Annotated in this window: 25 protein-coding genes; 11 read left to right on the forward strand and 14 right to left on the reverse strand. The window is 74.6% G+C overall.

The window, feature by feature from the left end:
- Window positions 1-9: 9 nt before the first annotated feature.
- Together JQN70_RS09100 and JQN70_RS09105 are read right to left on the reverse strand one after the other, a co-directional pair.
- Window positions 10-489 carry a tryptophan-rich sensory protein gene (locus JQN70_RS09100; RefSeq protein ID WP_204131021.1) on the reverse strand — a complete coding sequence of 160 codons (480 nt, stop codon included), beginning with the start codon at window positions 487-489 and terminating at the stop codon, window positions 10-12.
- Window positions 486-2,546, reverse strand: a complete 2,061-nt coding sequence (locus JQN70_RS09105; RefSeq protein WP_204131022.1) for an MMPL family transporter — start codon at window positions 2,544-2,546, stop codon at window positions 486-488. The genes JQN70_RS09100 and JQN70_RS09105 overlap by 4 nt, the downstream gene beginning before the upstream one ends.
- A gap of 102 nt (window positions 2,547-2,648) precedes the next feature.
- On the opposite strand from JQN70_RS09105, the gene JQN70_RS09110 reads away from it, so the two are divergent.
- Together JQN70_RS09110 and JQN70_RS09115 are read left to right on the forward strand one after the other, a co-directional pair.
- A complete protein-coding gene (locus JQN70_RS09110; RefSeq protein ID WP_204131023.1) occupies window positions 2,649-3,092 on the forward strand; it encodes a MarR family winged helix-turn-helix transcriptional regulator in 444 nt (147 codons plus the stop codon).
- Window positions 3,093-3,103: 11 nt separating this feature from the next.
- Window positions 3,104-4,075 (forward strand): SDR family NAD(P)-dependent oxidoreductase, encoded by a 972-nt coding sequence (locus JQN70_RS09115; RefSeq protein WP_307835889.1) that lies wholly within the window; start codon window positions 3,104-3,106, stop codon window positions 4,073-4,075.
- A gap of 16 nt (window positions 4,076-4,091) precedes the next feature.
- Here JQN70_RS09115 and JQN70_RS09120 read toward each other — a convergent pair whose 3' ends face one another.
- Window positions 4,092-4,622, reverse strand: a complete 531-nt coding sequence (locus tag JQN70_RS09120) for a SixA phosphatase family protein (RefSeq protein WP_204131025.1) — start codon at window positions 4,620-4,622, stop codon at window positions 4,092-4,094.
- A gap of 132 nt (window positions 4,623-4,754) precedes the next feature.
- On the opposite strand from JQN70_RS09120, the gene JQN70_RS09125 reads away from it, so the two are divergent.
- The 3 genes from JQN70_RS09125 (at window position 4,755) to JQN70_RS09135 (ending at window position 8,773) form a co-directional block, all read left to right on the forward strand.
- Entirely contained in the window at window positions 4,755-5,408 is a 654-nt protein-coding gene (locus tag JQN70_RS09125; protein WP_204131026.1) for a DUF937 domain-containing protein, read from the forward strand.
- A gap of 1 nt (window position 5,409) precedes the next feature.
- Window positions 5,410-6,006, forward strand: a complete 597-nt coding sequence (locus JQN70_RS09130; RefSeq protein WP_204131027.1) for a histidine phosphatase family protein — start codon at window positions 5,410-5,412, stop codon at window positions 6,004-6,006.
- Between the two features lie 133 nt (window positions 6,007-6,139).
- Entirely contained in the window at window positions 6,140-8,773 is a 2,634-nt protein-coding gene (locus tag JQN70_RS09135) for a hypothetical protein (protein ID WP_204131028.1), read from the forward strand.
- Window positions 8,774-8,783: 10 nt separating this feature from the next.
- Here JQN70_RS09135 and gatB read toward each other — a convergent pair whose 3' ends face one another.
- The 4 genes from gatB to JQN70_RS09155 are packed head-to-tail and all read right to left on the reverse strand — an operon-like array spanning window position 8,784 to window position 12,551.
- Window positions 8,784-10,313, reverse strand: a complete 1,530-nt coding sequence (gene gatB, locus JQN70_RS09140; protein ID WP_204131029.1) for an Asp-tRNA(Asn)/Glu-tRNA(Gln) amidotransferase subunit GatB — start codon at window positions 10,311-10,313, stop codon at window positions 8,784-8,786.
- Window positions 10,310-11,827 (reverse strand): Asp-tRNA(Asn)/Glu-tRNA(Gln) amidotransferase subunit GatA, encoded by a 1,518-nt coding sequence (gene gatA / locus JQN70_RS09145; protein WP_204131030.1) that lies wholly within the window; start codon window positions 11,825-11,827, stop codon window positions 10,310-10,312. The genes gatB and gatA overlap by 4 nt, the downstream gene beginning before the upstream one ends.
- Before the next feature lie 8 nt (window positions 11,828-11,835).
- Window positions 11,836-12,132 carry an Asp-tRNA(Asn)/Glu-tRNA(Gln) amidotransferase subunit GatC gene (gene gatC, locus JQN70_RS09150; RefSeq protein WP_204131031.1) on the reverse strand — a complete coding sequence of 99 codons (297 nt, stop codon included), beginning with the start codon at window positions 12,130-12,132 and terminating at the stop codon, window positions 11,836-11,838.
- Window positions 12,133-12,185: 53 nt separating this feature from the next.
- The gene (locus tag JQN70_RS09155) at window positions 12,186-12,551 is read right to left on the reverse strand and encodes a hypothetical protein (RefSeq protein ID WP_204131032.1); all 366 of its coding nucleotides are present in this window, start codon (window positions 12,549-12,551) and stop codon (window positions 12,186-12,188) included.
- 34 nt (window positions 12,552-12,585) lie between these two features.
- Between JQN70_RS09155 and JQN70_RS09160 the strand changes: the two genes are divergently transcribed.
- Window positions 12,586-13,257 (forward strand): trimeric intracellular cation channel family protein, encoded by a 672-nt coding sequence (locus tag JQN70_RS09160; RefSeq protein WP_204131033.1) that lies wholly within the window; start codon window positions 12,586-12,588, stop codon window positions 13,255-13,257.
- A 21-nt stretch (window positions 13,258-13,278) separates the two neighbouring features.
- On the opposite strand, the gene JQN70_RS09165 is transcribed toward JQN70_RS09160, so the two are convergent.
- On the reverse strand, window positions 13,279-13,815 hold the full coding sequence (locus tag JQN70_RS09165) for a hypothetical protein (RefSeq protein WP_204131034.1): 537 nt from the start codon (window positions 13,813-13,815) through the stop codon (window positions 13,279-13,281).
- Between the two features lie 74 nt (window positions 13,816-13,889).
- Here JQN70_RS09165 and JQN70_RS09170 point away from each other — a divergent pair, with 74 nt between their 5' ends.
- On the forward strand, window positions 13,890-14,183 hold the full coding sequence (locus tag JQN70_RS09170) for a type VII secretion target (RefSeq protein ID WP_204131035.1): 294 nt from the start codon (window positions 13,890-13,892) through the stop codon (window positions 14,181-14,183).
- A complete protein-coding gene (locus JQN70_RS09175) occupies window positions 14,180-15,259 on the forward strand; it encodes a hypothetical protein (protein ID WP_204131036.1) in 1,080 nt (359 codons plus the stop codon). The genes JQN70_RS09170 and JQN70_RS09175 overlap by 4 nt, the downstream gene beginning before the upstream one ends.
- A 10-nt stretch (window positions 15,260-15,269) precedes the next feature.
- Here JQN70_RS09175 and JQN70_RS09180 read toward each other — a convergent pair whose 3' ends face one another.
- Window positions 15,270-15,611: a hypothetical protein gene (locus JQN70_RS09180; protein ID WP_204131037.1), complete on the reverse strand. Its 342-nt coding sequence runs from the start codon at window positions 15,609-15,611 to the stop codon at window positions 15,270-15,272.
- 117 nt (window positions 15,612-15,728) lie between these two features.
- On the opposite strand from JQN70_RS09180, the gene JQN70_RS09185 reads away from it, so the two are divergent.
- From JQN70_RS09185 to JQN70_RS09195, 3 genes are all read left to right on the forward strand, one after another.
- Window positions 15,729-16,190: a YbaB/EbfC family nucleoid-associated protein gene (locus tag JQN70_RS09185; protein ID WP_204131038.1), complete on the forward strand. Its 462-nt coding sequence runs from the start codon at window positions 15,729-15,731 to the stop codon at window positions 16,188-16,190.
- Window positions 16,187-16,612 carry a hypothetical protein gene (locus tag JQN70_RS09190; RefSeq protein ID WP_204131039.1) on the forward strand — a complete coding sequence of 142 codons (426 nt, stop codon included), beginning with the start codon at window positions 16,187-16,189 and terminating at the stop codon, window positions 16,610-16,612. The genes JQN70_RS09185 and JQN70_RS09190 overlap by 4 nt, the downstream gene beginning before the upstream one ends.
- 119 nt (window positions 16,613-16,731) lie before the next feature.
- On the forward strand, window positions 16,732-18,495 hold the full coding sequence (locus JQN70_RS09195) for a vWA domain-containing protein (protein WP_204131040.1): 1,764 nt from the start codon (window positions 16,732-16,734) through the stop codon (window positions 18,493-18,495).
- Window positions 18,496-18,603: 108 nt separating this feature from the next.
- On the opposite strand, the gene ligA is transcribed toward JQN70_RS09195, so the two are convergent.
- Genes ligA through JQN70_RS09220 form a run of 5 tightly spaced genes read right to left on the reverse strand, consistent with a single transcriptional unit; the run spans window position 18,604 to window position 22,610 of the window.
- Window positions 18,604-20,766, reverse strand: coding sequence for an NAD-dependent DNA ligase LigA (gene ligA, locus JQN70_RS09200; protein ID WP_307835891.1), 2,163 nt, complete (start codon window positions 20,764-20,766; stop codon window positions 18,604-18,606).
- A 39-nt stretch (window positions 20,767-20,805) separates the two neighbouring features.
- Window positions 20,806-21,174, reverse strand: coding sequence for a hypothetical protein (locus JQN70_RS09205; protein WP_204131042.1), 369 nt, complete (start codon window positions 21,172-21,174; stop codon window positions 20,806-20,808).
- A gap of 47 nt (window positions 21,175-21,221) precedes the next feature.
- A complete protein-coding gene (locus JQN70_RS09210) occupies window positions 21,222-21,701 on the reverse strand; it encodes a mycothiol transferase (RefSeq protein ID WP_204131043.1) in 480 nt (159 codons plus the stop codon).
- Window positions 21,702-21,711: 10 nt separating this feature from the next.
- Complete coding sequence (locus tag JQN70_RS09215; protein WP_204131044.1) at window positions 21,712-22,260, reverse strand: nucleotidyltransferase domain-containing protein; 549 nt, start codon at window positions 22,258-22,260, stop codon at window positions 21,712-21,714.
- A complete protein-coding gene (locus tag JQN70_RS09220) occupies window positions 22,257-22,610 on the reverse strand; it encodes a VOC family protein (protein ID WP_204131045.1) in 354 nt (117 codons plus the stop codon). The genes JQN70_RS09215 and JQN70_RS09220 overlap by 4 nt, the downstream gene beginning before the upstream one ends.
- Between the last annotated feature and the right edge of the window lie 53 nt (window positions 22,611-22,663).

Consider the following 22,663-nt stretch of genomic DNA (forward strand, 5'->3'; position numbering starts at 1 on the left):
GGGGCCGGCTCAGGCGCTCCCGGGGACCAGCCGCCAGTAGCCCACGGAGAGCGAGGTCGCGACGGTCATCCAGACCGCGTACGGCACGAGGACCCACCCGGCCCACGGGAGCGAGGCGCCGGCCACGCCGACGAGCAGCCAGGTGAGCAGCATGGCCACGGCGAGGGCCGCGGCCGCACGCCCCAGCTCGTGCGGGACGTAGAACTCGTGCGCCCAGGCCAGCGCCGCGGCGACCGACACCGCGAGCACGACGAGGAAGCGGAGGGCGTCACCGCCGGGCCGCGTCCACGCGACGGCGACGCCGCTCACGAGGAGCGCGAGGAAGTTGAGCGGCCACGCCACCCCGAAGACCCACGGCGGCGGCTGCCACGGAGGCTTCGGCAGCGCGTCGTACCAGCCCGGGTCGGCCGAGACCCAGCGCTGCGAGAGCACGGCGTAGACCGCGACGAGCAGGACGACGGCAGCGGCGAGCGCGACGCGGGCGCTCACGCGTCCACCCGCACGGGCTCCTCGGCCGGCGCGGGGGTCCCGACCCGGCGCGGCCACCAGAACCGGTCGCCGAGCAGGACACCGAGCGCCGGGACGAGGAGGGTCCGCACGACGAGGGTGTCGAGGAGGACCCCGACGCAGATGATGACGCCGAGCTGGGCCAGCACGACGAGCGGCAGGACCCCGAGGACCGCGAACACGGCCGCGAGGAGGACGCCGGCGCTGGTGATGACGCCGCCGGTCGCCGCGAGCGAGCGCAGCATCCCCTCGCGCGGTCCGTGGCCGCGGGCCTCCTCGGCGGCCCGGGTCACGAGGAAGATGTTGTAGTCGACGCCGAGGGCCACGAGGAAGACGAAGGCCAGCAGCGGCACCCCCTCGTCGAGGCGCTCGAAGCCGAGGACCTGGGTGAAGAGGACCCAGCTCGCGCCGAGGCTCGCGAGGTAGGTGCCGACGACCGTCGCCACGAGCACGACGGGGGCGACGACGCTGCGCAGCAGGGCACCGAGGGCCACGACGACGAGCCCGAGGATGAGCGGCAGGATGAGGCCGCGGTCGCGGTTCGAGGCGTCGGCGGTGTCGACCGCCTCGGCCTCGGTGCCGCCGACGTGCGTGCTGGGGCTGTCGGCCAGGGCCTCGCGCAGGGCGACGACGTTGTCGCGCACCTCGTCCGAGCCGGGGGTGCCGGTGAGGACGGCGTCGACCTCGACCACTCCCCCACCGCTCGCGACGACGCGGGCGGACTCGACACCCTCGACGGCGGTCACCGTCTCGACGAGGGCCTTCCCGGCGGCCTCGTCACCGGTCGACATGACGACGACGGGGTCGACCGAGCCGGCCGGGAACGACTCCGCGTAGCGCTGCGACGCGGTGATCGACTCCGGGGTGTCGAGGAACTGGTCGGCGGTCGAGAGGCCGGCGCGGATCTGGGTGATGCCGCCGGCCGCGACCGCGAGCCCGACGAGGACGACCGCGACGACGGCCACCGGCCGCTGGGCGACCGCGTCGCCGACCCGGCGCCACGGCGAGCGCGCGTCGGCGAGACCGGTCTGGCCGACGTGGGGCACCTTCGGCCAGAACACCCAGCGGCCGAAGACGACGAGGGCGGCCGGCAGGACGACGAGGGCGAAGGCCGCGGCGACGACGACCCCGACGGCGCAGGCGAGCCCGAGCCCCCGGGTCGCGGGGAAGGCGGAGAGGAGCAGGGTGAGCAGGCCGAGGACCACCGTCGAGGCGCTCGACAGCACGGCCTCGGTCGTGCGGCGCAGGGCGTGGGCCATCGCGGCCCGGCGGTCCTCGGTGGTGCGCAGCTCGTCGCGGTAGCGCGAGATGAGCAGGAGGGCGTAGTCGGTGCCGGCGCCGAAGACGAGGACCGAGAGGATGCCGACCGTCGACTCGTCCCAGGCGACGTCGAACACGGCGAGGGTGCGGGTGGCGAGGACGGCGGCCAGCTGGTCGGCGACGCCGACGACGGTGAGCGGCACGAGCCAGAGGACCGGGCTGCGGTAGGTGATGACGAGGAGGAGGGCGACGACCGAGGCGGTGGCCAGCAGGAGCCGGGTGTTCGCGCCGTCGAAGACCCCCGCGAGGTCGGCCTGGATGGCCGCGGGACCGGTGACCTGGGCGGTCAGCCCGTCCGGCAGGTCGGCCGAGGCGGCGGCGCGGATGTCGGCCACGGTGTCGGCCGTGCGAGTGGCGTCCCCCGACTCGACGGGCACGACGACGACCGCCGCCGTGCCGTCCTCGCTGACCTGGGGCGGCATCCCGGTGGCGCCCGGGAGCGAGCGGGCCGCCCCCTCGATCGCCGCGCGGTCGGCGTCGGTGAGGGCTCCGTCCCGGGCGAAGAGGACGACCGCGGCCGACCCCTCGTCGTCCGGGAGCTTCGCGCGCAGCTCGGCGGCGGCACGGCTCTCGGAGTCGAGCGGGAGGGCGGTGAGCGTGCCGTCCGGCTTCTCCGCCTGGCCGACGGCGCCGATGACGGCTCCGGCTCCGAGGAGGGCCGCGAGGGCGAGCAGCCCGGCGACCCAGCGACGCGTGACGAGGTCGGCGATCCGTCCCACCGGTGGTCCTCCTTGGTAGAATCGTGAAACCAGGTGATTCACCTGATTACTAAGTAGGTGAGGGATATTACGGAGCAGCATCCCGACCACGCAAGTCGGGTCATGGCCGACGTCGTTCCGCAGTACCGGAACTCGGCGACCCTCGACGCGCTCCAGGAGCTCGTGGACGTTGCCGCGCAGGTCCCGCACGAGGTCGCCCGGAAGGCGGGGCTGTCCACCTCCGAGCTGCACTCGCTGCGGCACCTCTTCGAGCACCCGATGGGGCCCGTCGAGCTCGCCCGCGTGCTCGGCGTCACCTCGGCCGCGTCCTCCGGGGTCGTCGACCGCCTCGCCTCGCGCGGGCACGTCGAGCGCCGGCCGCACCCCGACGACCGCCGGCGCACCGAGGTCGTCATCACCGAGTCCGGGCGCCTCGAGGTCATCCGGCGCCTCGCGCCGATGTTCGCCGGCCTCGCCGAGGTCGACGCCGCCCTCTCCCCCGCCGAGCGCGCGGTCGTCGAGCGCTACCTGCGGGGCGCCACCGCCGCCATGCAGGCCCTGATGTGACGACGCGGCCCGTGCCCGAGCTGTTCTCCCGCATCGTCGACACCGCCCTCGACCGCACCGTCGTCCCCGGGTTCACCGCCGTCGGCCTCGGCCTGCGGCGGCGCCTGCCGGGCTGGCCCGCCGACCCCGCTCCCGGGGCGCTGGCCGGGCGGCACGTCGCCGTCACCGGGGCCACCTCCGGGCTCGGCCGGCGCACCGCGCTCGACCTCGCCGCGCTCGGCGCCACCGTGCATCTCGTCGTCCGCGACACCACGAAGGGCGAGCGGGTCGCCGCCGAGGTCGACGCCGCGGCCGGTCGACCCGGCGCGGCCCGGGTGTGGTGGTGCGACGCCGCCGACCTCGACTCGGTGCGCACGTTCGCCGGCCGCTTCCTCGCCGCCGACCTGCCGCTGCGGGCGGTGGTGCACAACGCCGGGGCGCTGCCGGCGCGGCGCACGGAGTCGCCGCAGGGCCACGAGCTGACCCAGGCCCTCCACGTGCTCGGCCCGGTGCTCATGACCGACCTGCTCCTGCCGGGCCTGGCCGCCGACGCCGGACGCGTCGTACTCGTCACGTCCGGCGGGATGTACACCCAGGCCCTGCCCGCCGACGACCCCGAGTACCGGCACGAGCCGTACAGCGGCTCGGTGGCCTACGCCCGCAGCAAGCGGGGCCAGGTCGAGCTGCTGCCGGTGCTCACCGAGCGCTGGGCCCCGCAGGGGGTGACGGTGCACGCCACGCACCCCGGCTGGGCGCGCACCCCCGGGCTCGACGCCTCGCTGCCCGCGTTCTCGAGGGCCCTGCGGCCGGTGCTGCGCACCGACGCGGCGGGCGTCGACACGACGACGTGGGTGGTGGCCTCGGAGCCCGCTCCGGAGGGCGGCCACCTCTGGCACGACCGCCGGAGGCGTCCGACGAGCGTGCTGCCGGGCACCACCCCGGCCCTCGCCGACCGGGTCCGCTACTGGGCGTGGGTGGCCGGCGCCACCGGCCTGGCCCCCTGACGGGCGACCCGCGACGTCAGTCGTCGGCCCGGGCCACGTGGAAGCGCTCGAGGCTCGCGTCGCCGACGTCGATGTCGCCCCAGCGGCCCGCGTAGTGCAGGACGGCGAGACCGCAGGTCGGGAAGCCCTCGGCGAGGGCCCGGTGCCCGTCGGTGCTGCCCCGGCCGTCGGCCAGCTGCTCGACGAGCGCCGGGACGCCGGGGGCGTGGCCGACGAGCATGACGACGTCGGCGTCGTCGTCGGCCTCGCGGATGACCCCGAGCAGCGCCTCGGGCGAGGCGTCGTAGATCCGCCGGTCGTGGTGCACGTCGGCCTCGGGGCAGCCGGCGGCCCAGACCTCCTCGCAGGTCTGCCGGGTGCGGTCGGCGGTGCTGCAGAGGACCTCGTCGACGCCGATGCCGTGCTCGTGGAGCCACCGGCCGGCCGCCGCGGCGTCCTTGCGGCCCCGCCGGGTCAGCTCGCGGTCGTGGTCCGGCACCCCGAGGGTCTGCTCGGCCTTCGCGTGCCGCAGGAGGATCAGGGTCCGGTCTCGGGCTGCGCGGGTCATGTCCCGATCATGCACCCGGCCGCTCGCGCGGTCACCCCGGCCGTGACCCACCCGACCCTCGCCACGGGGCGGGCCCGCGTGGTTGGCTGGGCGCGCGGCGACGGACCGGTCGCCCGGGACGGGAGGTCACCCATGAGCGCCTACGACGACATCCTCGGAGCCCTGCCGGTCGACGACATCGCGGGTCGGGTCGGGGCCTCCCCGGACGACGTGCGGCAGGCCGCCGCGGCCGTCGTCCCGGCCCTCCTGGGCGGGCTCGACGCCAACGCGCAGGGCGGCGGAGCGGGGTCCCTGCTCGACGCCCTCGGCCAGCACGACCCGGGCCTGCTCGCGGGGGGTGCGGACCTCGCGCAGCTCGACGAGCAGGACGGTGCGGCGATCGCGGGCCACATCTTCGGTGACCGCCAGGACGACGTGGCCGCCCGGCTCGGCGAGTCGCCGCTCACCGGTCAGGGCGTCGGCGGGGCCCTCGTCAGGAAGCTCATCCCGATCCTCGCGCCGATGGTCCTGTCGTGGCTCGCCGGCCGGGTGCTCGGAGGGTCGCGTGGCGGGTCGACGGGCGGGTCGGCCGGGACGCCCGCCCCCTCCCCCTCGCTGCCCGGAGGAGGCTCGTCCGGCGGCGGCCCGGGGTCGCTCGAGGACATGCTCAAGGACGTGCTGGGGTCGGCCACCGGCGGTGCGGCGCAGGGCGGTTCGAGCGGCAAGGCCCCCTCGTCGGGCGGCCTCGACGCGGGGAGCATCATCGGCGACGTGCTCGGCGGGATCCTCGGCGGCGGCCGCCGCTGACGTGCCCGACCTGCACTGTCCCGCACGCGTCGTCCTCGCGCGCCACGGCGAGGCCGAGTACGAGACCGGGCTGACCACCGACGACGGCGGGTCGCTGACCGCGACCGGCCGAGCGCAGGCCCGGGCCCTCGGTGACCGGCTGCGTGACGAGCACGTCGCGCGGGTCTGGTGCAGCCCGCTGTCGCGGGCGGTGGAGACTGCGGAGATCGCCGCCGGCGTCCTCGGGGTCGACGTCGTCGTCCGGGAGGGGCTGCGCGAGTACGGAGTCGGGGCGATCGCCGGGACCTCCACCGACGAGGCGTCGGCCATCGGGCCGGTCTTCGAGGCGTGGCTCGGCGGTGACGACACGGCCCGCATCCCCGGCGGGGAGCGCGTCGCCGACGTCGTCGCGCGGGTGCGTGCGGTGCTCGAGGAGGTCGCCGACGCCCATCGCGGCGAGACGGTCCTCGTCGTCTCGCACGGCGGGGCGGTGATGGCGACCGTGCCCGAGCTCGTCGGGGCACCTCGGGTCACCGCGCGCGAGCTCGTCCTCCCCGGTGGCGGGCACCTCGTGCTCGAGGCCGACGAGGACGGCTGGCGCCGCCTCCCCTCCCCCTGACGCCGACCGGCGGCCACCCGTGCTCGGGCCCGCCGCCGCGTTGCGAGAACTCGCAACGACACGATGCCCCCAAGGGCTGGTCCCGCCCGTCCCGCCGCCGCTAGATTCACGGCGGACGACGGAGGGGACACCCATGGTGGGACGGCACAGGCGGCGAACGGTTGCACGGGCGTGGGGGCTGCTGGCCTGCCTCGTGCTGGCCTCGACGGTCGTCACGGTGCCGGCGCACGCGGTCCCGGCACAGGGCGCGCTGGATGCCCGGACGTCCGTCACCGGCACCTTGGCCGCCGTGACGGTGGACGAGCCGGGGACGTTCCGCGCGCTGCCCCCGACCCGGCTGCTCGACACCCGCTCCGGACTCGGCGCCACCCGGGCCGCCAGCGTCCCCGCCAACGGCACCATCACCCTCCAGGTCGCCGGCCGCGGCGGCATCCCCACCACCGGCGCCACCGCCGCCACCCTCAACCTCACCGTCACCGGCGCCACCCGGAGCGGCCACCTCACCGCCTACCCCACCGGCACCACCGCACCCACCGCCTCCACCCTCAACTTCACCGCCGGCACCACCATCGCCAACCTCGCCGTCACCCAGCTCGGCACCGACGGCCGGATCAGCCTGCACAACGGCTCCACCGGAACCATCCACCTCGTCGCCGACACCAGCGGCTACCACCTCAGCGGAACCCCCACCGCCGCAGGCGCCTTCCGCGTCCTGCCCCCGACCCGGCTGCTCGACACCCGCACCGGACTCGGCGCCACCCGGGCCGCCAGCGTCCCCGCCAACGGCACCATCACCCTCCAGGTCGCCGGCCGCGGCGGCATCCCCACCACCGGCGCCACCGCCGCCACCCTCAACCTCACCGTCACCGGCGCCACCCGGAGCGGCCATCTCACCGCCTACCCCACCGGCACCACCGCACCCACCGCCTCCACCCTCAACTTCACCGCCGGCACCACCATCGCCAACCTCGCCGTCACCCAGCTCGGCACCGACGGCCGAATCAGCCTGCACAACGGCTCCACCGGAACCATCCACCTCGTCGCCGACACCAGCGGACACACGGTCGCCGGCGGCGCCGCGCCCGCCTCGTGGGGCGAGCCCGTCCTCGTCGACCGCGAGCAGGGGGACCTCTCCGACGTGGCGTGCGTGAGTGCCGTCTGGTGCCTGGTGCTCGACTACGCGGGCAACGCGTGGCGCTACACCGGCACCTCCTGGGTGGCCGCGGCACCGGCTCCGAGCGGTGCCGTCGCCGACCTCACCTGCACCTCGACGACGTGGTGCCTCGCGGTCACGTCGGACCGGCGGACCATGACGTTCGACGGGACGACGTGGTCGGCCGCCGCGACGCTCCCCGGCCAGGGCCGGCCCATCCAGGTCACGTGCCCCACGACCACCTTCTGCGCGGTCTCCGGCGACGACGGGACGGTCTGGCGCCTCTCCGCGGGGAGCTGGACCGCCGACCAGGTCGACTCCGGGTCGATCCGTGGGATCAGCTGCCCGACGACGACGTTCTGCATGGCGGCGGCTCCGTTCGGCAACGCCTACGTCTGGACCGGTGGCGACTGGGTCCAGCACCAGGAGAGCCGCCTCGGTCAGGAGATCGAGCTCGACTGCCCGCGGGCCGGCCTGTGCATCGCCGCCTCCAACACGGATGCGGCGGTCTACCTCGACGGGACCTGGGGGCAGGAGGTCAGCCTGCCGGGGCTGGCCAACGGGATCTCGTCGGTGTCCTGCCCGACGACCACGTTCTGCCGGGTCAGCGACAACTTCGGCGGTCACGCGCTGTGGACCGGCTCGTGGCAGCCGGACGTCGACGACGTCAACACCGCCTCCGACACCGTCTGCCCGACCACGACCACGTGCATCGGCATCGCCGGAGACGGGACGGGCGCCGTGATGGTGCGGTTCAGCACCACCGAGACCCTGTGGACCGTCGCACCGCCGCAGGGTCGCCCGTTCGACGTCTCGTGCTCCTCACGCGGCTTCTGCGGGGTCGTCGACGAGCGACTGTCCTCGGTGTTCCTGCGCGACGGCGCGTGGCAGGCCCCCCGGCCGACCCAGACCGACCAGGCGTGGTTGCTCTCGGGCATCGCCTGCCCGACCGACGACTTCTGCGCGGCGACGACCACCGGCAGCTCGAACGACTTCGGCAACATCCTGCGCTTCGACGGCACGTCGTGGTCGCAGGAGTACGACTACTACACGGCGGCGGACCTCGACTGCACCTCGCCGACGCACTGCGTGGCGATCAAGAACGGCAGCCGGACCGTCCTCTGGGACGGCTCGACGTGGTCCCAGGGTCCCGGCACCGGCACCTGGTTCGTCACCTCCGCGATCGACTGCACGACGACGACGTCCTGCGCCGCGGTGAGCCACTACGGCAAGGTCTCGACGTGGGACGGAACCGCCTGGACCACTCCCGTCCAGGTCGGCGGCACGGCCTACTCCGACTGGCGCATCTCGTGCTCGGCCCCGGGCGCGTGCGCGATCGCCGGCGTCGACGGGACGGTCGCGCTCCTGGAGGAGGGCGCGTGGTCCGCGCCCACCGACATCACCACGGGCGACGTCGGCCTCCACGGCATCAGCTGCCCGTCGGAGGGCGCCTGCCGGGCGAGCGCCGACGACGGGCGCGTGTACACGCTGGCCGGCGGCACCTGGACCTCCGAGCTCGTGGACCCCAGGGGCGGGCTCCGCGGCATCGACTGCCTCGACCTCGACTACTGCGTCGTGGTCAGCACCGCCGGCTACGCGACCGTCCGTTCCTGAGCCCTGCGGCTCAGGCCTGGCCGAGCCGCTCGAGGATGATCTGCCGCGCGGCGGCCGCGTCGGCCTGGCCCTTCATCTCGCGCATGACCTGCCCGATGAGCGCGCCGACGGCCTGCACCTTGCCGTCGCGGATCTTGTCGGCGACATCGGGGTTCGCGGCGATGACGGCGTCGACCGCCGCCTCGAGAGCCCCGGTGTCCTGGACGAGCTCGAGCCCGCGGGCGTCGGCGACCTCGGTGGGGGTGCCCTCGCCGTCGAGGACGCCCTCCCAGGCCTGTCGGGCCATCGAGTCGTTGAGCCGCCCACCGGTGACGAGCGACTCGAGCTCGACGACGTGGGCCGGCGTGACCCCGAGGCGCGCGGCGTACGTCGGCACGTCCTCGCCCTCGGTGTTCGCCCGCCGCGCGATCTCGCCGGACCACCACTTGCGGGCCGCGGCCGGTGACGCCCCGGCGGCGACGGTCTCCTCGACGAGCTCGACGAGCCCGGCGTTGACGACGTCGCGCATCTCGAGGTCGCTGTAGCCCCAGTCCGCCTGCAGCCGCTTGCGGCGCTCGGCGGGCGGCTCGGGCAGCGTGGCCCGCAGCGCCTCGACGCTCTCGCGCGACGGGGCGACCGGCACGAGGTCGGGCTCGGGGAAGTACCGGTAGTCCTCGGCGTCGGACTTCACGCGTCCCGACGTCGTGATGCCGGTGTCCTCGTGCCAGTGCCGCGTCTCCTGCGTGATGGAGCCGCCGCCGTCGAGAACGGCTGCGTGGCGCCCGATCTCGTAGCGCACGGCCCGCTCGACCGAGCGCAGCGAGTTGACGTTCTTGGTCTCGGTGCGCGTGCCGAAGGTGTCCGAGCCGCGTGGCATCAGGGAGAGGTTGACGTCGCAGCGCATCGAGCCCTGCTCCATCTTCACGTCGGAGACGTCCATCGCCTTGAGCAGGTCGCGCAGGGTGGCGACATAGGCCCTGGCGACCTCGGCGGCGCGCTCCCGCGTGCCGGTGATCGGCTTCGTGACGATCTCGATGAGCGGGATGCCGGCGCGGTTGTAGTCGACGAGCGAGTGCGTGGCGCCGTGGATGCGCCCCGTCGAGCCGCCGACGTGCAGCGACTTGCCGGTGTCCTCCTCCATGTGGGCGCGCTCGATCTCGACGCGGTACGTGGAGCCGTCCTCGAGCTCGACGTCGAGGTAGCCGTCGAAGGCGATCGGCTCGTCGTACTGTGAGGTCTGGAAGTTCTTCGGCATGTCCGGGTAGAAGTAGTTCTTCCGGGCGAAGCGGCACCACTCGGCGATGGAACAGTTGAGCGCCAACCCGATCCGGATCGCCGACTCGACCGCCGTCTCGTTGACGACGGGCAGTGCGCCCGGCAGTCCGAGGCACACCGGACAGACCTGGGTGTTCGGCTCGGCACCGAACTCCGTCGGGCAGCCGCAGAACATCTTCGTGTTCGTGCCGAGCTCGACGTGGACCTCGAGCCCCATGACGGGGTCGTACGCCTCGAGCGCCTCGTCGAAGGACAACGTCGGCTCCGCGCCGGTCGTCGTGCTCATCGGGCCACCTCCGTCAGCTCGGGCGCGCGGCCCAGGATGGGGCCTCCCCAGGCCGCGGTGAGCCGCGCCTCGAGGGCGGCACCGACGGCGTAGAGGCGGTCGTCGGCCATCGCCGGGGCGAGCACCTGGAAGCCGGCGGGCAGGCCGTCCTCGTCGGCGAGGCCGCTCGGCACGGACAGGCCGGGGATGCCGGCGAGGTTGGCCGGGATCGTCGCGATGTCGTTGAGGTACATGGCCATCGGGTCGTCGAGCTTGTCGCCGAGCCGGAACGCCGTGGTCGGCGCGGTGGGGCTGACGAGGACGTCGGCGGACTCGAACGCGCGCGCGAAGTCGTCGGCGATGAGCCGCCGCACCTTCTGCGCCGACCCGTAGTAGGCGTCGTAGTAGCCGCTCGAGAGCGCGTAGGTGCCGAGGATGATGCGGCGCTTGACCTCGTCGCCGAAGCCGGCGTCGCGGGTGGCGGCCATCACCTGCTCGGCGCTCGGGGCGTCGAGGCCGTCGGGTGCGACGCGCAGGCCGTAGCGCATGGCGTCGAACTTCGCGAGGTTGCTCGACGCCTCGCTCGGGAGGATGAGGTAGTACGCGGCGAGGGCGTAGGTGAAGGACGGGCACGAGACCTCGACGACCTCGGCCCCGGCGTCGACGAGGTGCTGGACGGCCTCGTCGAAACGCGCCTGCACCCCGGCCTGGAAGCCCTCGCCGGTCAGCTCGCGGACGATGCCGATGCGCATCCCGGACACGTCGGCGCGGCGGGCGGCCTCGACGACCGGGGGCACCGGGGCGTCGACCGAGGTGGAGTCCATCGGGTCGTGGCCGGCGATGACCTCGTGGAGCAGGGCGGAGTCGAGGACGGTGCGCGAGCACGGGCCGGCCTGGTCGAGCGAGGAGGCCAGCGCGACGAGCCCGTAGCGCGAGACGCCGCCGTAGGTCGGCTTGGCGCCGACGGTGCCGGTGACCGCGGCGGGCTGGCGGATCGAGCCACCGGTGTCGGTGCCGATGGCCAGCGGCGCCTGGAACGAGGCGACGACCGAGGAGGACCCACCGCCGGAGCCGCCGGGGATGCGCTCGAGGTCCCAGGGGTTGCGGCTCGGGCCGTAGGCGCTGTGCTCGGTGGAGGAGCCCATCGCGAACTCGTCCATGTTCGTCTTGCCGAGGATGGGCATCCCGGCGGCCCGCAGCCGCGCCACGAGCGTGGCGTCGTACGGCGGCACCCAGCCCTCGAGGATGCGGCTGCCGCAGGTCGTCGGCAGGCCCTTCGTGGCCATGACGTCCTTGACGGCGATGGGCACCCCGGCGAGCGCGTGGAGGGACTCCCCCGCCGCGCGTCGGCGGTCGACGTCGTCGGCGGCGGCGAGTGCGCCGTCCTCGTCGACGTGCAGGTAGGAGTGGACGGCACCGTCGACGGCCGCGGTGCGGTCGAGGAGGGCGCGGGTCACCTCGCGCGAGGAGACGGAGCCGGCGCCGAGGAGGTCGGCGAGCTCGGCGGCGGTGGCGCGGGTCAGGTCGGTGGTCACGCGCTCGGTCACTCCTCGTCCAGGATGCGGGGCACGCTGAAGCGCTGCTGCTCGGACTCCGGGGCGCCGGCGAGCGCCTCGTCGGGCGTGAGGCAGGGGCGCACGACGTCCGGGCGGGTGACGTTGACGAGCGGCATCGGGTGGCTCATCGGCTCGACGTCGGCGATGGGGGCCTGCTGCACGGTGGCGACCGACTCGAGGATGACGGCGAGCTCGCCGACCATCCGGTCGAGCTCGGCGTCCGAGAGGTCGATGCGGGCGAGCCCGGCGAGGTGGGCGACGTCGTCGCGGGTCAGGTCGGCCATGGCGGCCAGTCTATGGGGGTGCGGGGTCGTGGCCCTCCGGTGGGCGGTCGACCTCAGCGCCCGGTGACACCCAGCACGACGAGCCGCCCGATCCCCCAGAGCCCGACGCCGGCCGCGAAGGTCAGCAGTGCGGACTGGACCAGCCAGAACCCCCACCGCACGACGAGCCCGCCGCGACCTCCGCGCGTCTCGACCCGCATCGCCGACCACCACCGGTTGGCCGTCAGGGGTCCCCACGAGCCGTCCGCCCGCGGCAGCCACGGCAGCCAGGGGTCCCCGGCGCGACGGGCCCGACGGGCCTCGGTGACGACGGGCCACACGATGAGCCACCACGAGCCGACGAAGACGGCGGCCGCGACGAGGCCGATCACCCCCAGGACGAGCCAGACCAGCCCGAGCAGCCACCACAGGTCCCCCATGGGTCGAAGACCCTAGCGCTGCGAGAATCGGCCGGTGCTCACCGACACCGCCTCCCTGCAGACCGTCCTCGACGTCTGCGGTGTCTTCGTCTTCGGCCTGTCCGGTGGCCTCGTCGCGGTCCGGCGCGGGCTCGACCTCTTCGGCGTCCTCGTCCTCGCCTGGGTCGCCGGGCTCGGCGGCGGCACCATCCGCGACCTCTTCCTCGGCATCACCCCGCCCGTCGCCGTGAGCGACTGGCGGCTGCTCGCGGCGGCCGTCGTCGCGGGCGGGGCGGTCTTCCTCCTTCACGGGGTCTGGGAGGACGACGACGCCCGGCCGGCCGGGGGCCGCCGCCACGTCACGCGTGCGGTCCGCCTCCTCGACGCCGCCGGGCTGGCGCTCTTCGCGGTGAGCGGCGCGCTCGTCGCCCTCTCCCGCGACGCCGGCCCGCTCGCGGCGACGCTCATCGGCGGGATCACCGCCATCGGGGGCGGGCTGCTCCGCGACGTCCTCGCCCGCCAGGTGCCCGAGGTGCTCCAGCGCGAGCTCTACGCCCTGCCCGCCCTCGCCGGCGCCGCACTCGTCGTGCTCCTCGACCGGGTCGACCTGCTGTCCCCGCTGACGGCGTGGCTGGCCGTCGCCCTCGTCTTCGTCATCCGGGTCGTCGCGGTGGCCCTCGACCTCAACGCGCCCCGCGCGCTGCGCAGCACGCCCACCGAGCGCTGAGCCGGACGGCCCCGGAGCGGCTCAGGCGTCGGACCCGAGCAGGGCCGCGCGGGAGTAGTCGCCCTCGACGAGCGAGGGGTCGCGCCGGGCCCACGCCCGCAGCACCGCGAGGGCCGCCGGCCACTGCCGCATCGACTCGTCGACCTGCGCGACGACGCCGCCGTTCTCGCCGATGACCTGCACGCGGGCACCGCGGTTCGCCCGGTTGAGGGTCGACGGGGGCAGCGCCCGCAGCTCGCGGAGGGTGGAGACGGGGACCGACACGGCGCCGGGCTGCCGCTCGACCCGGTCTCCCTCGACGTCGAGCACCGTGCGGTAGCGGAGGACGAACCAGGCCGCGGGCGGGATGACGAGCACGAAGAAGAGGACGAGGACCCAACCGACGACCGCGGCGAGGAGTGGCGTGTCCTCGCCCGCTCCGTCGCGGACCAGCCCCACCAGGCCCATGACGCACCCCACCCAGAACGCGAGCATGAGCGGCAGCGAGATCAGCCGCACCCACGCGGGGGCCGTGATGACGACGCGCGTGGGGAGTTCTCCCCGTTGAGGTCCGCTCATGGCCCTCAGTATGGTCGGCTAGGACAGAGGCGCACCCGGGGAGGGCGTCGGGGAGCAACCGGAACGGGAGATCGATGACCTACGACGTCAGCCCGGGCGAGATCCGCACCCACGCGGGTGACGTCGCCCGCGTGGCCCAGACGCTCGGCCAGATGCAGCAGGCCAGCTCGGTCAGCGGCGACAGCTACGGGCTCCTCCTGCAGTGGCTGCCCGGCGCCATCAACGCCGTCAGCGGCGACGTCGAGGGGGCCCTCGACACCGTCGCCACCAACGCCGACCACGCGGTCAACGGTCTGCGCGCGATGGCCGACCAGTACGAGGCCGACGACACCCACGCCTCGTGGCAGCTGAGGAGCTCCTACCCGTGAGCACGCAACCCACCATCGGCCCGCAGAACCCGTACGCGGTCCCCGACGCCGGCAGCACGAACGCCGGCGACTCCTTCATCGGCCTCGACGAGGGCTCGGGCTGGACCTCCGGCGCCGGTCTCATCGACAGCGGCTACGGCACGATCAACGCCCTGTGCAGCGGCAACTGGATCGACGCCGCGCTGAGCGGTGTCGCCCTCGTCATCGACGCCGCCGCCACGGCCGCCGACCCGCTCGGGTCCGCCCTCGCGGCCGGCATCGGCTGGATCATCGACCACCTCAACCCGATCAAGAAGTGGTTCGAGGAGGTCGCCGGCAACCCCGGCGGCGCGGTCGCCCAGGCCCAGACCTGGGGGCTGATCTCCAAGGACCTCGGCCCGGCCGCCACCGACTGGGGCTCCAGCGCCGGTGTGCTGCGCGGGGGCAACGAGGGACCGGCGGTCAACGCCTACCTCGGCTGGCAGCAGACGCACGTCGACGCCATCTCCGCCCTCGAGGGCGCGGCGGCCGGCATGGAGAAGGCGATCAGCGCCTGCGCGGCCGTCGTCGGCTTCGTCCACGGCTTCCTGCGCGACGTGCTCGCCCAGCTGGTCGGTGCGGCCATCAGCTGGGTCGCCGAGGCACTGCTCTCCTTCGGCACGCTCATCCCGTGGATCATCGGCCAGATCAGCACCCGAATCGCGGCCGTCTCGGCCAAGTGCTCGTCGTTCGTCACCGGCCTCGTCCGCACCGGCAGCAAGCTCGACGACCTCCTCAAGGCGCTCGGGTCCTGGGGGCAGCAGCTGCTGCGCCTCCTCGACAAGGTCAAGCGCAACCCGGCCCTGCACCGCCCGGCTCCCCGGCACGCCGGACCGCCCTCTGCGCCACCGACATCGGTCCCACCCTGGAGCTGGACGCCGCCGGACGGCTGGACGCCGCCGCGCGGCCGGCACCAGGCCCCGCAGCCCTCGTTCCCCAGCCACATGCAGGACGCGGTGGCCGCCGCGGGTCGCGACAGCGGCTACTCGGCCGCCACGAACGGCACGGACGCGGGCAAGCAGGGCCACGCGGGCATGACCGAGCCCGAGGACGAGTGAGGGCCGGCGCTCAGAAGGCGCTGACGATCGTCACGACGAGGTCGACCGGGTAGACCGTCAGCCCGACGACGACGAGCGTCCAGACCGCCCAGCGCAGGACGAGACCCCCGGTGCCGCGCCGGTCCGGCTCCGGGGCCCGGAAGACCGCGAAGAACCGTGAGGCGGCCAGGACGCCCCAGCGGCCGTCGGGCCGCCGCTCGAACGGCGTCCACCAGTTCCCGGTGCGCAGGCCCGCGGCGACACCTCGCAGGTACGGCACGAGGAAGAGGAGCAGGATGCCGCCGAACAGCACGAGGGCGATGCCGGCGGCGAGCGCGACCCCGCGCTCGGGGTGCAGCTCCTGGACCAGCACGTCCCTCGTCCTCCCCGACCTCGTCCGCCGCGCGCGGGCCCGGCGCGGTCTTGCCGACGCTACACGGCACCGCGGCCCGGTCGCCCGCCGGGCGGGCTGCGGGCTAGGGTCGGGCGCATGACTCAGCCACGGGGGTACTCGGGTCCCGAGGAGGCGCTGGCCGCCATCGCGCAGGACGTCGCGGGCGCGGGCCCGGCGGCCGACGCGGCGCGGGCGTGGCAGCACGAGGTCGAGGCGCTCACCGGCACCGGCACCGCCGAGGCGGGTCGTGTCCGGGCCGAGGTCGACGTCCAGGGGATGCTCACGGGGCTCGTCGTCGGCGACGTCGTCGCCTCTCGTGGCGGCCGCGTCGTCACCGCTGCCGTCCGCACGGCGCTGCGCCAGGCCCAGGAGTCGGTGCGGGAGAAGGCGGCCCGCTCCGCCGAGGCGGCGTGGGGGCCCGGATCCGCGACGGCCGAGGCCTTCCGTGCGGAGGTCGAGGCGGCCACGCCGCTCGTCGAGGCCCTGCCGTCGGAGACCGACGGACGGACGATTCCGGGCAGCGGTCCGCAGTCCCCGAGGCAGGGAGGCACCTGGTGACCCGGCCGCAGCCCACCCCCGGGATGGACCCCCACCTCTTCGAGGGCAACACCCCGGGCGAGACCGAGCTGCGCCGGCTCGTCGAGCAGGCCCGGGCGGCCGCGGAGTGGCGCCGGTCCGTCGAGTCGCTGCGCGGGGTCGGCGAGTCCGAGGACGGCGTCCGGGTCGAGGTCAGCGCCTCGGGCGGTGTCGTCGCGGTCACCGTCCCCGACTCGGCGTGCACCGAGGGCGGGGCGGCGGTCACCGAGCAGGTGCTCGACGCCGTCATGGCCGCCCAGCAGGACCTGGCCACGCAGCTGCGGCGCTCCAGCGAGGAGGCGTTCGGCGAGGACTCGCCGGCGGCCCGGACGGTCTCGGGGTCCCTCGACACCCGCTTCGCGCGGGCCACGGCCCTGCCGGACACCGCCGACGACACCCCCTGACTCCCGGGGCCCGAGCGACCTCGCACCGCGTCGGGTATCACCGGCCCCACCCGTGTCTCCTCCGGGTGAGCGGCCAGACGGACTGGGGATCGGCCCGCCACGCTCGGAAGCGACACACCATGCCCACGAAGAAGAGGAAGACCCCCACCCTGCCCGCCACCGTGCGGGACCACCTCGCCGAGGTACTCGGCGGTGACCCCGTCCCGGCCGGCGCCTCGGAGGTCCGCGTGCCGGGCCTCGGCACGGTCACCGCGTACCACGCCGTACGGACGGGGGCCGGCAACGCCGCCGCCGCCGCGGTGCTCGCCGCGGACGGGTCCGTCACCCCCCTCGCCGAGTTCGTCGCCGGTCTCGGCCACGACCCGTTCGTCCCCGACTTCACGCACGTCCCCGTCCGGCCACCCGTCCCGCGCGACCCGGTGACCATCGACCCGGCGCGCAACGACTGGCGGCTGGACCGGTGCGACCGGCACACCGAGACCATCACCGTGACCGTGCCCCCGAACGGCGCGACCCCGAAGGCCGACGTCTACCTCCTCGCCGACACCACCGGCAGCATGTCGCCCGTCCTCGACGCCGTGAAGGCCGGCGCCGACGCCATCCTCGGGGACCCGGCCCTCGCGGCCTTCGACGTCGCGTGGGGCGTCGGCAACTACCGCGACTTCCCCGTGCCGACGCCGAACTCCTACGCCTTCCAGCACCAGCAGTCGCCGACGACCGACCACACGGCGGCCGGCCTGGCGATCGGCGCCTGGTCCGCCGACGAGGGCGGCGACACCTCGGAGGGACAGCTCTACGCGCTGCACCAGCTGGCCACCGACGCCGGCATCGGCTGGCGCGCCGACAGCAAGCGGATCGTCGTCTGGTTCGGCGACGCCCCGGGGCACGACCCCATCTGCACCGACCTCACGGGTCTCGCCTCGGCGATCACCGAGGCGTCCGCGACCGCCGACCTCGTCGGGGCCGGCATCACGGTCGTCGCGGTGAGCACGACCACCGGCCCCGCGGACGCCCTCGACGACGACCCGCAGGGGGACGCCGGCGACTACACGACGTGTCCAGGGACCGGCTCGCCCGGCCAGGCGACGCGCATCACGGCCGCCACCCCGGGAGGGACGCACGTGAGCGGCATCGACCCCGGGAGCATCGTCGCCACCCTCTCGGCCCTCATCGCGGCGGCCGTCAAGGCCACCGGCAACGTGCACCTCGAGGCGACCGGCGACACCGCGCAGTTCGTCGGGTCGATCAGTCCCGCAGGCGGGTACGGACCGCTCGCCGGGGACGAGACGCACGTGCTGACCTTCGAGGTCGTCTGGGTCGGGACACGGGCCTGCACCGAGCGCGACCAGGAGTTCACCGGCACGATCGACGTCGTCGCGGACGGGGTCGTCGTCGCGAGCAAGAAGGTGCGGGTCGTCGTCCCGAAGTGCCGGTACCACTACGTCGTCGAGGTGGTCTGCGGCACGCGTCCGCCCACCGACCACGACGACGGCCACGACGACCGCGACGGCCCGTGCGCCGTCGTCCCCGGCCGGTACGCCACGGCCGTGCTCATCGACAACCCGACGACCTGCCCCGCGCGCATCGAGAAGCGCTTCGCGCCCGTCGTGCTCGACGGCAAGACGATCGGCCGCGAGCCGGACGTGGTGCCGGCCAAGCCGTTCGCGAAGCTCGAGCTGCCCGCCGGCCACGCGACGATGGACGACTGCTGCGCGCTCGACGAGGCGGTCGGGCACGGCAAGGGCCTGCTCGTCGGCGTGCTCGACATCGTGTCGGACCGCGCCCTCGAGGTGCGGGTCGTCCACACCGCCGACGGCGGCCGCGGGTCGGTCGGTGCGCCGTCGATCACCACGAGGTCGGTCGAGGCGCGGCGCGCGCCCTGACCGGCGGCGGTCCCGGGCCCGCTCCCCGGGACCGCCCCCCGTGCGCGGCCCGGCGGGCCACTGCCGATCCAGGCCCGCCGGGTCGTCCCGCTGCCCGGAGGCGGAGGCTCAGTCGGGGCTGCCGGTCTCGAGGAGCCGGGTGAACTGCGCCTCGTCGAGGATGGTCAGCCCGAGCTCGCGGGCCTTGTCCTCCTTGGACCCGGCGTTCTCGCCGACGACGACGTAGTCGGTCTTCTTCGACACCGAGCCGGAGGCCTTGCCGCCGCGGGAGAGGATCGCCTCCTTGGTCTCGTCGCGGGAGTACCCCTCGAGCGACCCGGTGACGACGACGGTGAGGCCGGCGAGGGTCTGCTCGACCGACTCGTCGCGCTCGTCCTCCATCCGGACGCCGTCGGCCGCCCACTGCTCGACGATGCGCACGTGCCAGTCGTTGCCCTCGCGGTCGAACCACTCGCGGACCGCCTCGGCGATGACCGGACCGACGCCCTCGACGCCGGCGAGCTCCTCGAGGCCGGCCTCCCGGATGCGCTGCATCGACCCGAGGTGCTGCGCCAGAGCCCGCGCAGCGGTCGGTCCGACGTGCCGGATCGAGAGCGCGACGAGCACGCGCCACAGCGGCTGCTGCCTCGCCTGGCCGAGGTTGTCGACGAGCTTCTGCCCGTTGGCCGACAGGACCCGCCCGTCGACGACCGCGTCCTCGGGGTCGGTCTTCTTGGCCGCGCGCGTGTAGAGCGGCACCTTCGCGACGTCGGCCGCGGTGAGCGAGAACAGCATCGCCTCGCTCGGGCCCCCGAGCTCGGGGTCGTCGAGGACGCCCGACTCGAGGAGGGCGACGGAGCCCTCCCAGCCGAGCGCCTCGATGTCGAAGGCGCCGCGGCCGGCCAGGCTCGACAGCCGCTCGCGCAGCTGGGCCGGGCACGACCGGCTGTTGGGGCACCGGATGTCCTTGTCGCCCTCCTTCTCGGGGGCGAGCGGCGTGCCGCAGGCCGGGCACTCCGTCGGCATGACGAACTCGCGCTCGGTGCCGTCGCGGAGGTCGACGACCGGGCCGAGGATCTCGGGGATGACGTCACCGGCCTTGCGCAGGACGACCGTGTCGCCGATGAGCACGCCCTTGCGGACCACCTCGGTGGCGTTGTGGAGGGTGGCCCGCTCGACGGTGGACCCGGCGACGACGACCGGGGCCATGACGCCGAAGGGCGTGACCCGGCCGGTGCGCCCGACGTTGACCTGGATGTCGAGGAGCTTGGTGTTGACCTCCTCGGGCGGGTACTTGAAGGCGATGGCCCACCGCGGCGCGCGCGACGTGGAGCCGAGCCGGCGCTGCACCGAGATCTCGTCGATCTTGACGACGACGCCGTCGATCTCGTGCTCGACGTCGTGGCGGTGCTCGCCCGTGTGCGCGATGAAGGCGTTGACCTCCTCGATGGTGTCGACGACCCGGAAGTGGCTGGACACGGGCAGGCCCCACGCCTCGAGCGCGGCGTAGGCCTCGCTCTGGCGGGTGAGGTCGAACCCCTCGCGCTTGCCGAGGCCGTGGACGAGCATCCGCAGCTCGCGGCTGGCGGTGACGCGAGGGTCCTTCTGCCGCAACGATCCTGCCGCCGTGTTGCGCGGGTTGGCGTACGGCGGTTTGCCGGCCTCGACGAGCTGGGCGTTGAGCTCGCCGAAGGCCTCGATGGGGAAGTAGACCTCGCCGCGCACCTCGACGAGGTCGGGCACAGGATGCTTCGTCGTGCCGGCCAGCTCGGTGGGGATGCCGCGCACGGTGCGCACGTTGAGGGTGACGTCCTCGCCGGTGCGCCCGTCACCACGGGTGAGGGCCCGCGTCAGTCGCCCCTTCTCGTAGAGGAGGTTGACGGCCAGCCCGTCGATCTTCAGCTCGCAGAGGTAGTGCAGCTCGGCACCGCCGGCGTCGCGGGTCACCCGGGCGCTCCACTCGAGCATCTCGTCGGTGGAGAACGCGTTGTCGAGGCTGAGCATCCGCTCGAGGTGGTCGACGGCCTGGAACTCGGTGGAGAAGACCGCGCCACCGACCTGCTGGGTGGGGCTGTCCGGTGTGCGCAGCGAGGGGTGGTCGTCCTCGATGGCGTTGAGCCGCCGCATGAGGAGGTCGTACTCGCCGTCGCTGACGGTCGGGGCGTCGCGCACGTGGTACGCGAACTGGTGCCCGCGCGCCTCCTCGGCGAGGGTCTCCCACTCGTGCCGGACGTCGTCCGGGACGGCGTCGGCTGGCTCCTGCGCTGCGGGGTCGGTGGAGGTCTCGCTCACGCGCCAATCCTGCCGCACGCCACCGACGCCCGGTGGCCCTCAGCCCTGCGGAGGGACCGATGCCGTCGGGTAGGGGGCCACGGGGCCGGGCGCCGGCGCGTCGGAGGCGCGGTCGGCGACGACCGCGGCCACCCCGAGGCCCGCGGCGGCGAGCGACAGCAGCGACAGGAGGGTGGAGACGAGACCGAGCGCCGTGTAGGGGAACCCGAGGCGGTAGGCGTACGCGAGACCGAGGCTCAGCCCGACCGAGGCCAGGGCGAGGAGGACCCCGAGCCCGAACGACGTCAGGGCGAAGGTGCGCCACCGCTGGGTCGTGCGGATCCGCGCCACGACCACCAGGCCGACGAGCGGCGGCAGGACGTGGAGCAGCTGGAGCAGCGTGCTCAGGACGTGGCCGAGGCCGAACATCTGCATCTCCCTCCGGAAGCGGCCCCTCCGCCCCCGTCCGCAGGACCCTAGCGCGCGTGGTCGGCCCGGCCCCGGTGCGCCACGAGCAGGTCGCGGGTCACCTCGAGCTGGCCGAGGTGCTGGGCGAGCTCCTCGTAGACGTGGAGCAGGATGCCGCCCTGCGTCTCGTACCCCGGCTCCGGCCAGTCCGCGTGCGGGTTCGCCGGCGGCTCGCGGAACGCGGTGGCGGCGACGTCCTCGTGGAACCGGGCCCGGGCGGCCTCGAGGACGGCCAGCGCCTCCTCGACGGTTCCCGTCGCGACGAACTCGGCCGCCCGGTCGCGGGGCACGACGATGCCGCGGTTGACGGTCCTCCCCCACCGGGCCATGACCCCCGCGACGTGCGTGACGAGCGCGAACGCGCTGTTGGCCGACGGCAACCCGTCGGGTCGGGAACTGACGAGGTCGTCCCCGAGCTCGCGGCAGATCGCCGCGTACTCGTCGAGGGCGGCGTCGCAGTACACGAGGAGCTCGTCGGCGCTGATCACCGTCGCGAGGCTAGCCCTCCGCGGTGTCCGTCCACCGGGGCGGCGTCGCGAGGGCGGCCAGCCGGCGCAGGTCCTCGAGGTGCGTGCCGGGGAGCTCGTAGCCCCGGTGCAGCGCGCGCTGCGCGTCGGCCGTGACGCAGGGCACCGGCCGACCGGCGATCTCGCCGACCGCGTCGAGCGCCCCGTCGGGGAGGTCCCACGGGTCGGCCGCGGCGGGACGAGCCCGCCCGGCACCCACGTGCAGGCCGTGCACGTCGACCTCGCGGCCGTCCGGGTGGCGCTCGACGAACGCGGTGTCGCACAGCCGCTCCCGCACCGCGACCGTTCGGTTCTCCTCCCACTCGTGGGCGCGGACGAACCCCAGGTCACGCAGCCGGTCGACGGCCGCCGGGAGGTCGTGGACGGCGACGAACAGGTCGAGGTCGTGGTGGGGTCGAGTGGCGTACCCGAGGAGCGCGTCGACGCCCCACCCGCCCATGACCCAGCATCGGACCCCGGCGTCGAGCAGCCCCTCGACGAGGGCGGCGGCGTCCTCGGCCGCCAGCACCGCTGCGCTCACGCGGGCTGCCAGAGCTCGAGGCGGTTGCCCTCGGGGTCGGTGACCCAGCCGAACCGTCCGACGCCGTCCATCTCCTCGACGTGGTCGTCGACGGTGGCGCCGACCGCATGCAGCTGGACGAGCATCGCGTCGAGGTCGCGCACGCGGAGGTTGAGCATCATCCCCTGTCGACGGTCGCCGAGGTGCTCGGTGTCGGCGTCGAAGGTGGCGAAGACCGTGGGCCCGCTCTCCTGCGTCCAGACGCCCTGCTCGTCGGCGTCCAGCCCGAGCGCCTCCCGGTACCAGGCGGCCAGCGCCGCGGGGTCGTCGGCGCGCAGGAACCAGCCGCCGATGCCGAGGACGCGTTCCATGACCACGATGATGGCAGGCCGGGACGCGCCACCGACCCGCTGCCGCGTGCTCG

Source organism: Phycicoccus sonneratiae (assembly GCF_016887965.1).
Taxonomy (GTDB): domain Bacteria; phylum Actinomycetota; class Actinomycetes; order Actinomycetales; family Dermatophilaceae; genus Phycicoccus; species Phycicoccus sonneratiae.

Coding starts and splice junctions, on each gene's coding strand:
- JQN70_RS09110 (WP_204131023.1), top strand. CDS start 2,649: ATGGCCGACGTCGTTCCGCAGTACCGGAACTCGGCGACCCTCGACGCG.
- JQN70_RS09120 (WP_204131025.1), bottom strand. CDS start 4,622: ATGACCCGCGCAGCCCGAGACCGGACCCTGATCCTCCTGCGGCACGCG.
- JQN70_RS09125 (WP_204131026.1), top strand. CDS start 4,755: ATGAGCGCCTACGACGACATCCTCGGAGCCCTGCCGGTCGACGACATC.
- JQN70_RS09135 (WP_204131028.1), top strand. CDS start 6,140: ATGGTGGGACGGCACAGGCGGCGAACGGTTGCACGGGCGTGGGGGCTG.
- gatB (WP_204131029.1), bottom strand. CDS start 10,313: ATGAGCACGACGACCGGCGCGGAGCCGACGTTGTCCTTCGACGAGGCG.
- gatC (WP_204131031.1), bottom strand. CDS start 12,132: ATGGCCGACCTGACCCGCGACGACGTCGCCCACCTCGCCGGGCTCGCC.
- JQN70_RS09155 (WP_204131032.1), bottom strand. CDS start 12,551: ATGGGGGACCTGTGGTGGCTGCTCGGGCTGGTCTGGCTCGTCCTGGGG.
- JQN70_RS09165 (WP_204131034.1), bottom strand. CDS start 13,815: ATGAGCGGACCTCAACGGGGAGAACTCCCCACGCGCGTCGTCATCACG.
- JQN70_RS09170 (WP_204131035.1), top strand. CDS start 13,890: ATGACCTACGACGTCAGCCCGGGCGAGATCCGCACCCACGCGGGTGAC.
- JQN70_RS09185 (WP_204131038.1), top strand. CDS start 15,729: ATGACTCAGCCACGGGGGTACTCGGGTCCCGAGGAGGCGCTGGCCGCC.
- JQN70_RS09195 (WP_204131040.1), top strand. CDS start 16,732: ATGCCCACGAAGAAGAGGAAGACCCCCACCCTGCCCGCCACCGTGCGG.
- JQN70_RS09205 (WP_204131042.1), bottom strand. CDS start 21,174: ATGTTCGGCCTCGGCCACGTCCTGAGCACGCTGCTCCAGCTGCTCCAC.
- JQN70_RS09220 (WP_204131045.1), bottom strand. CDS start 22,610: ATGGAACGCGTCCTCGGCATCGGCGGCTGGTTCCTGCGCGCCGACGAC.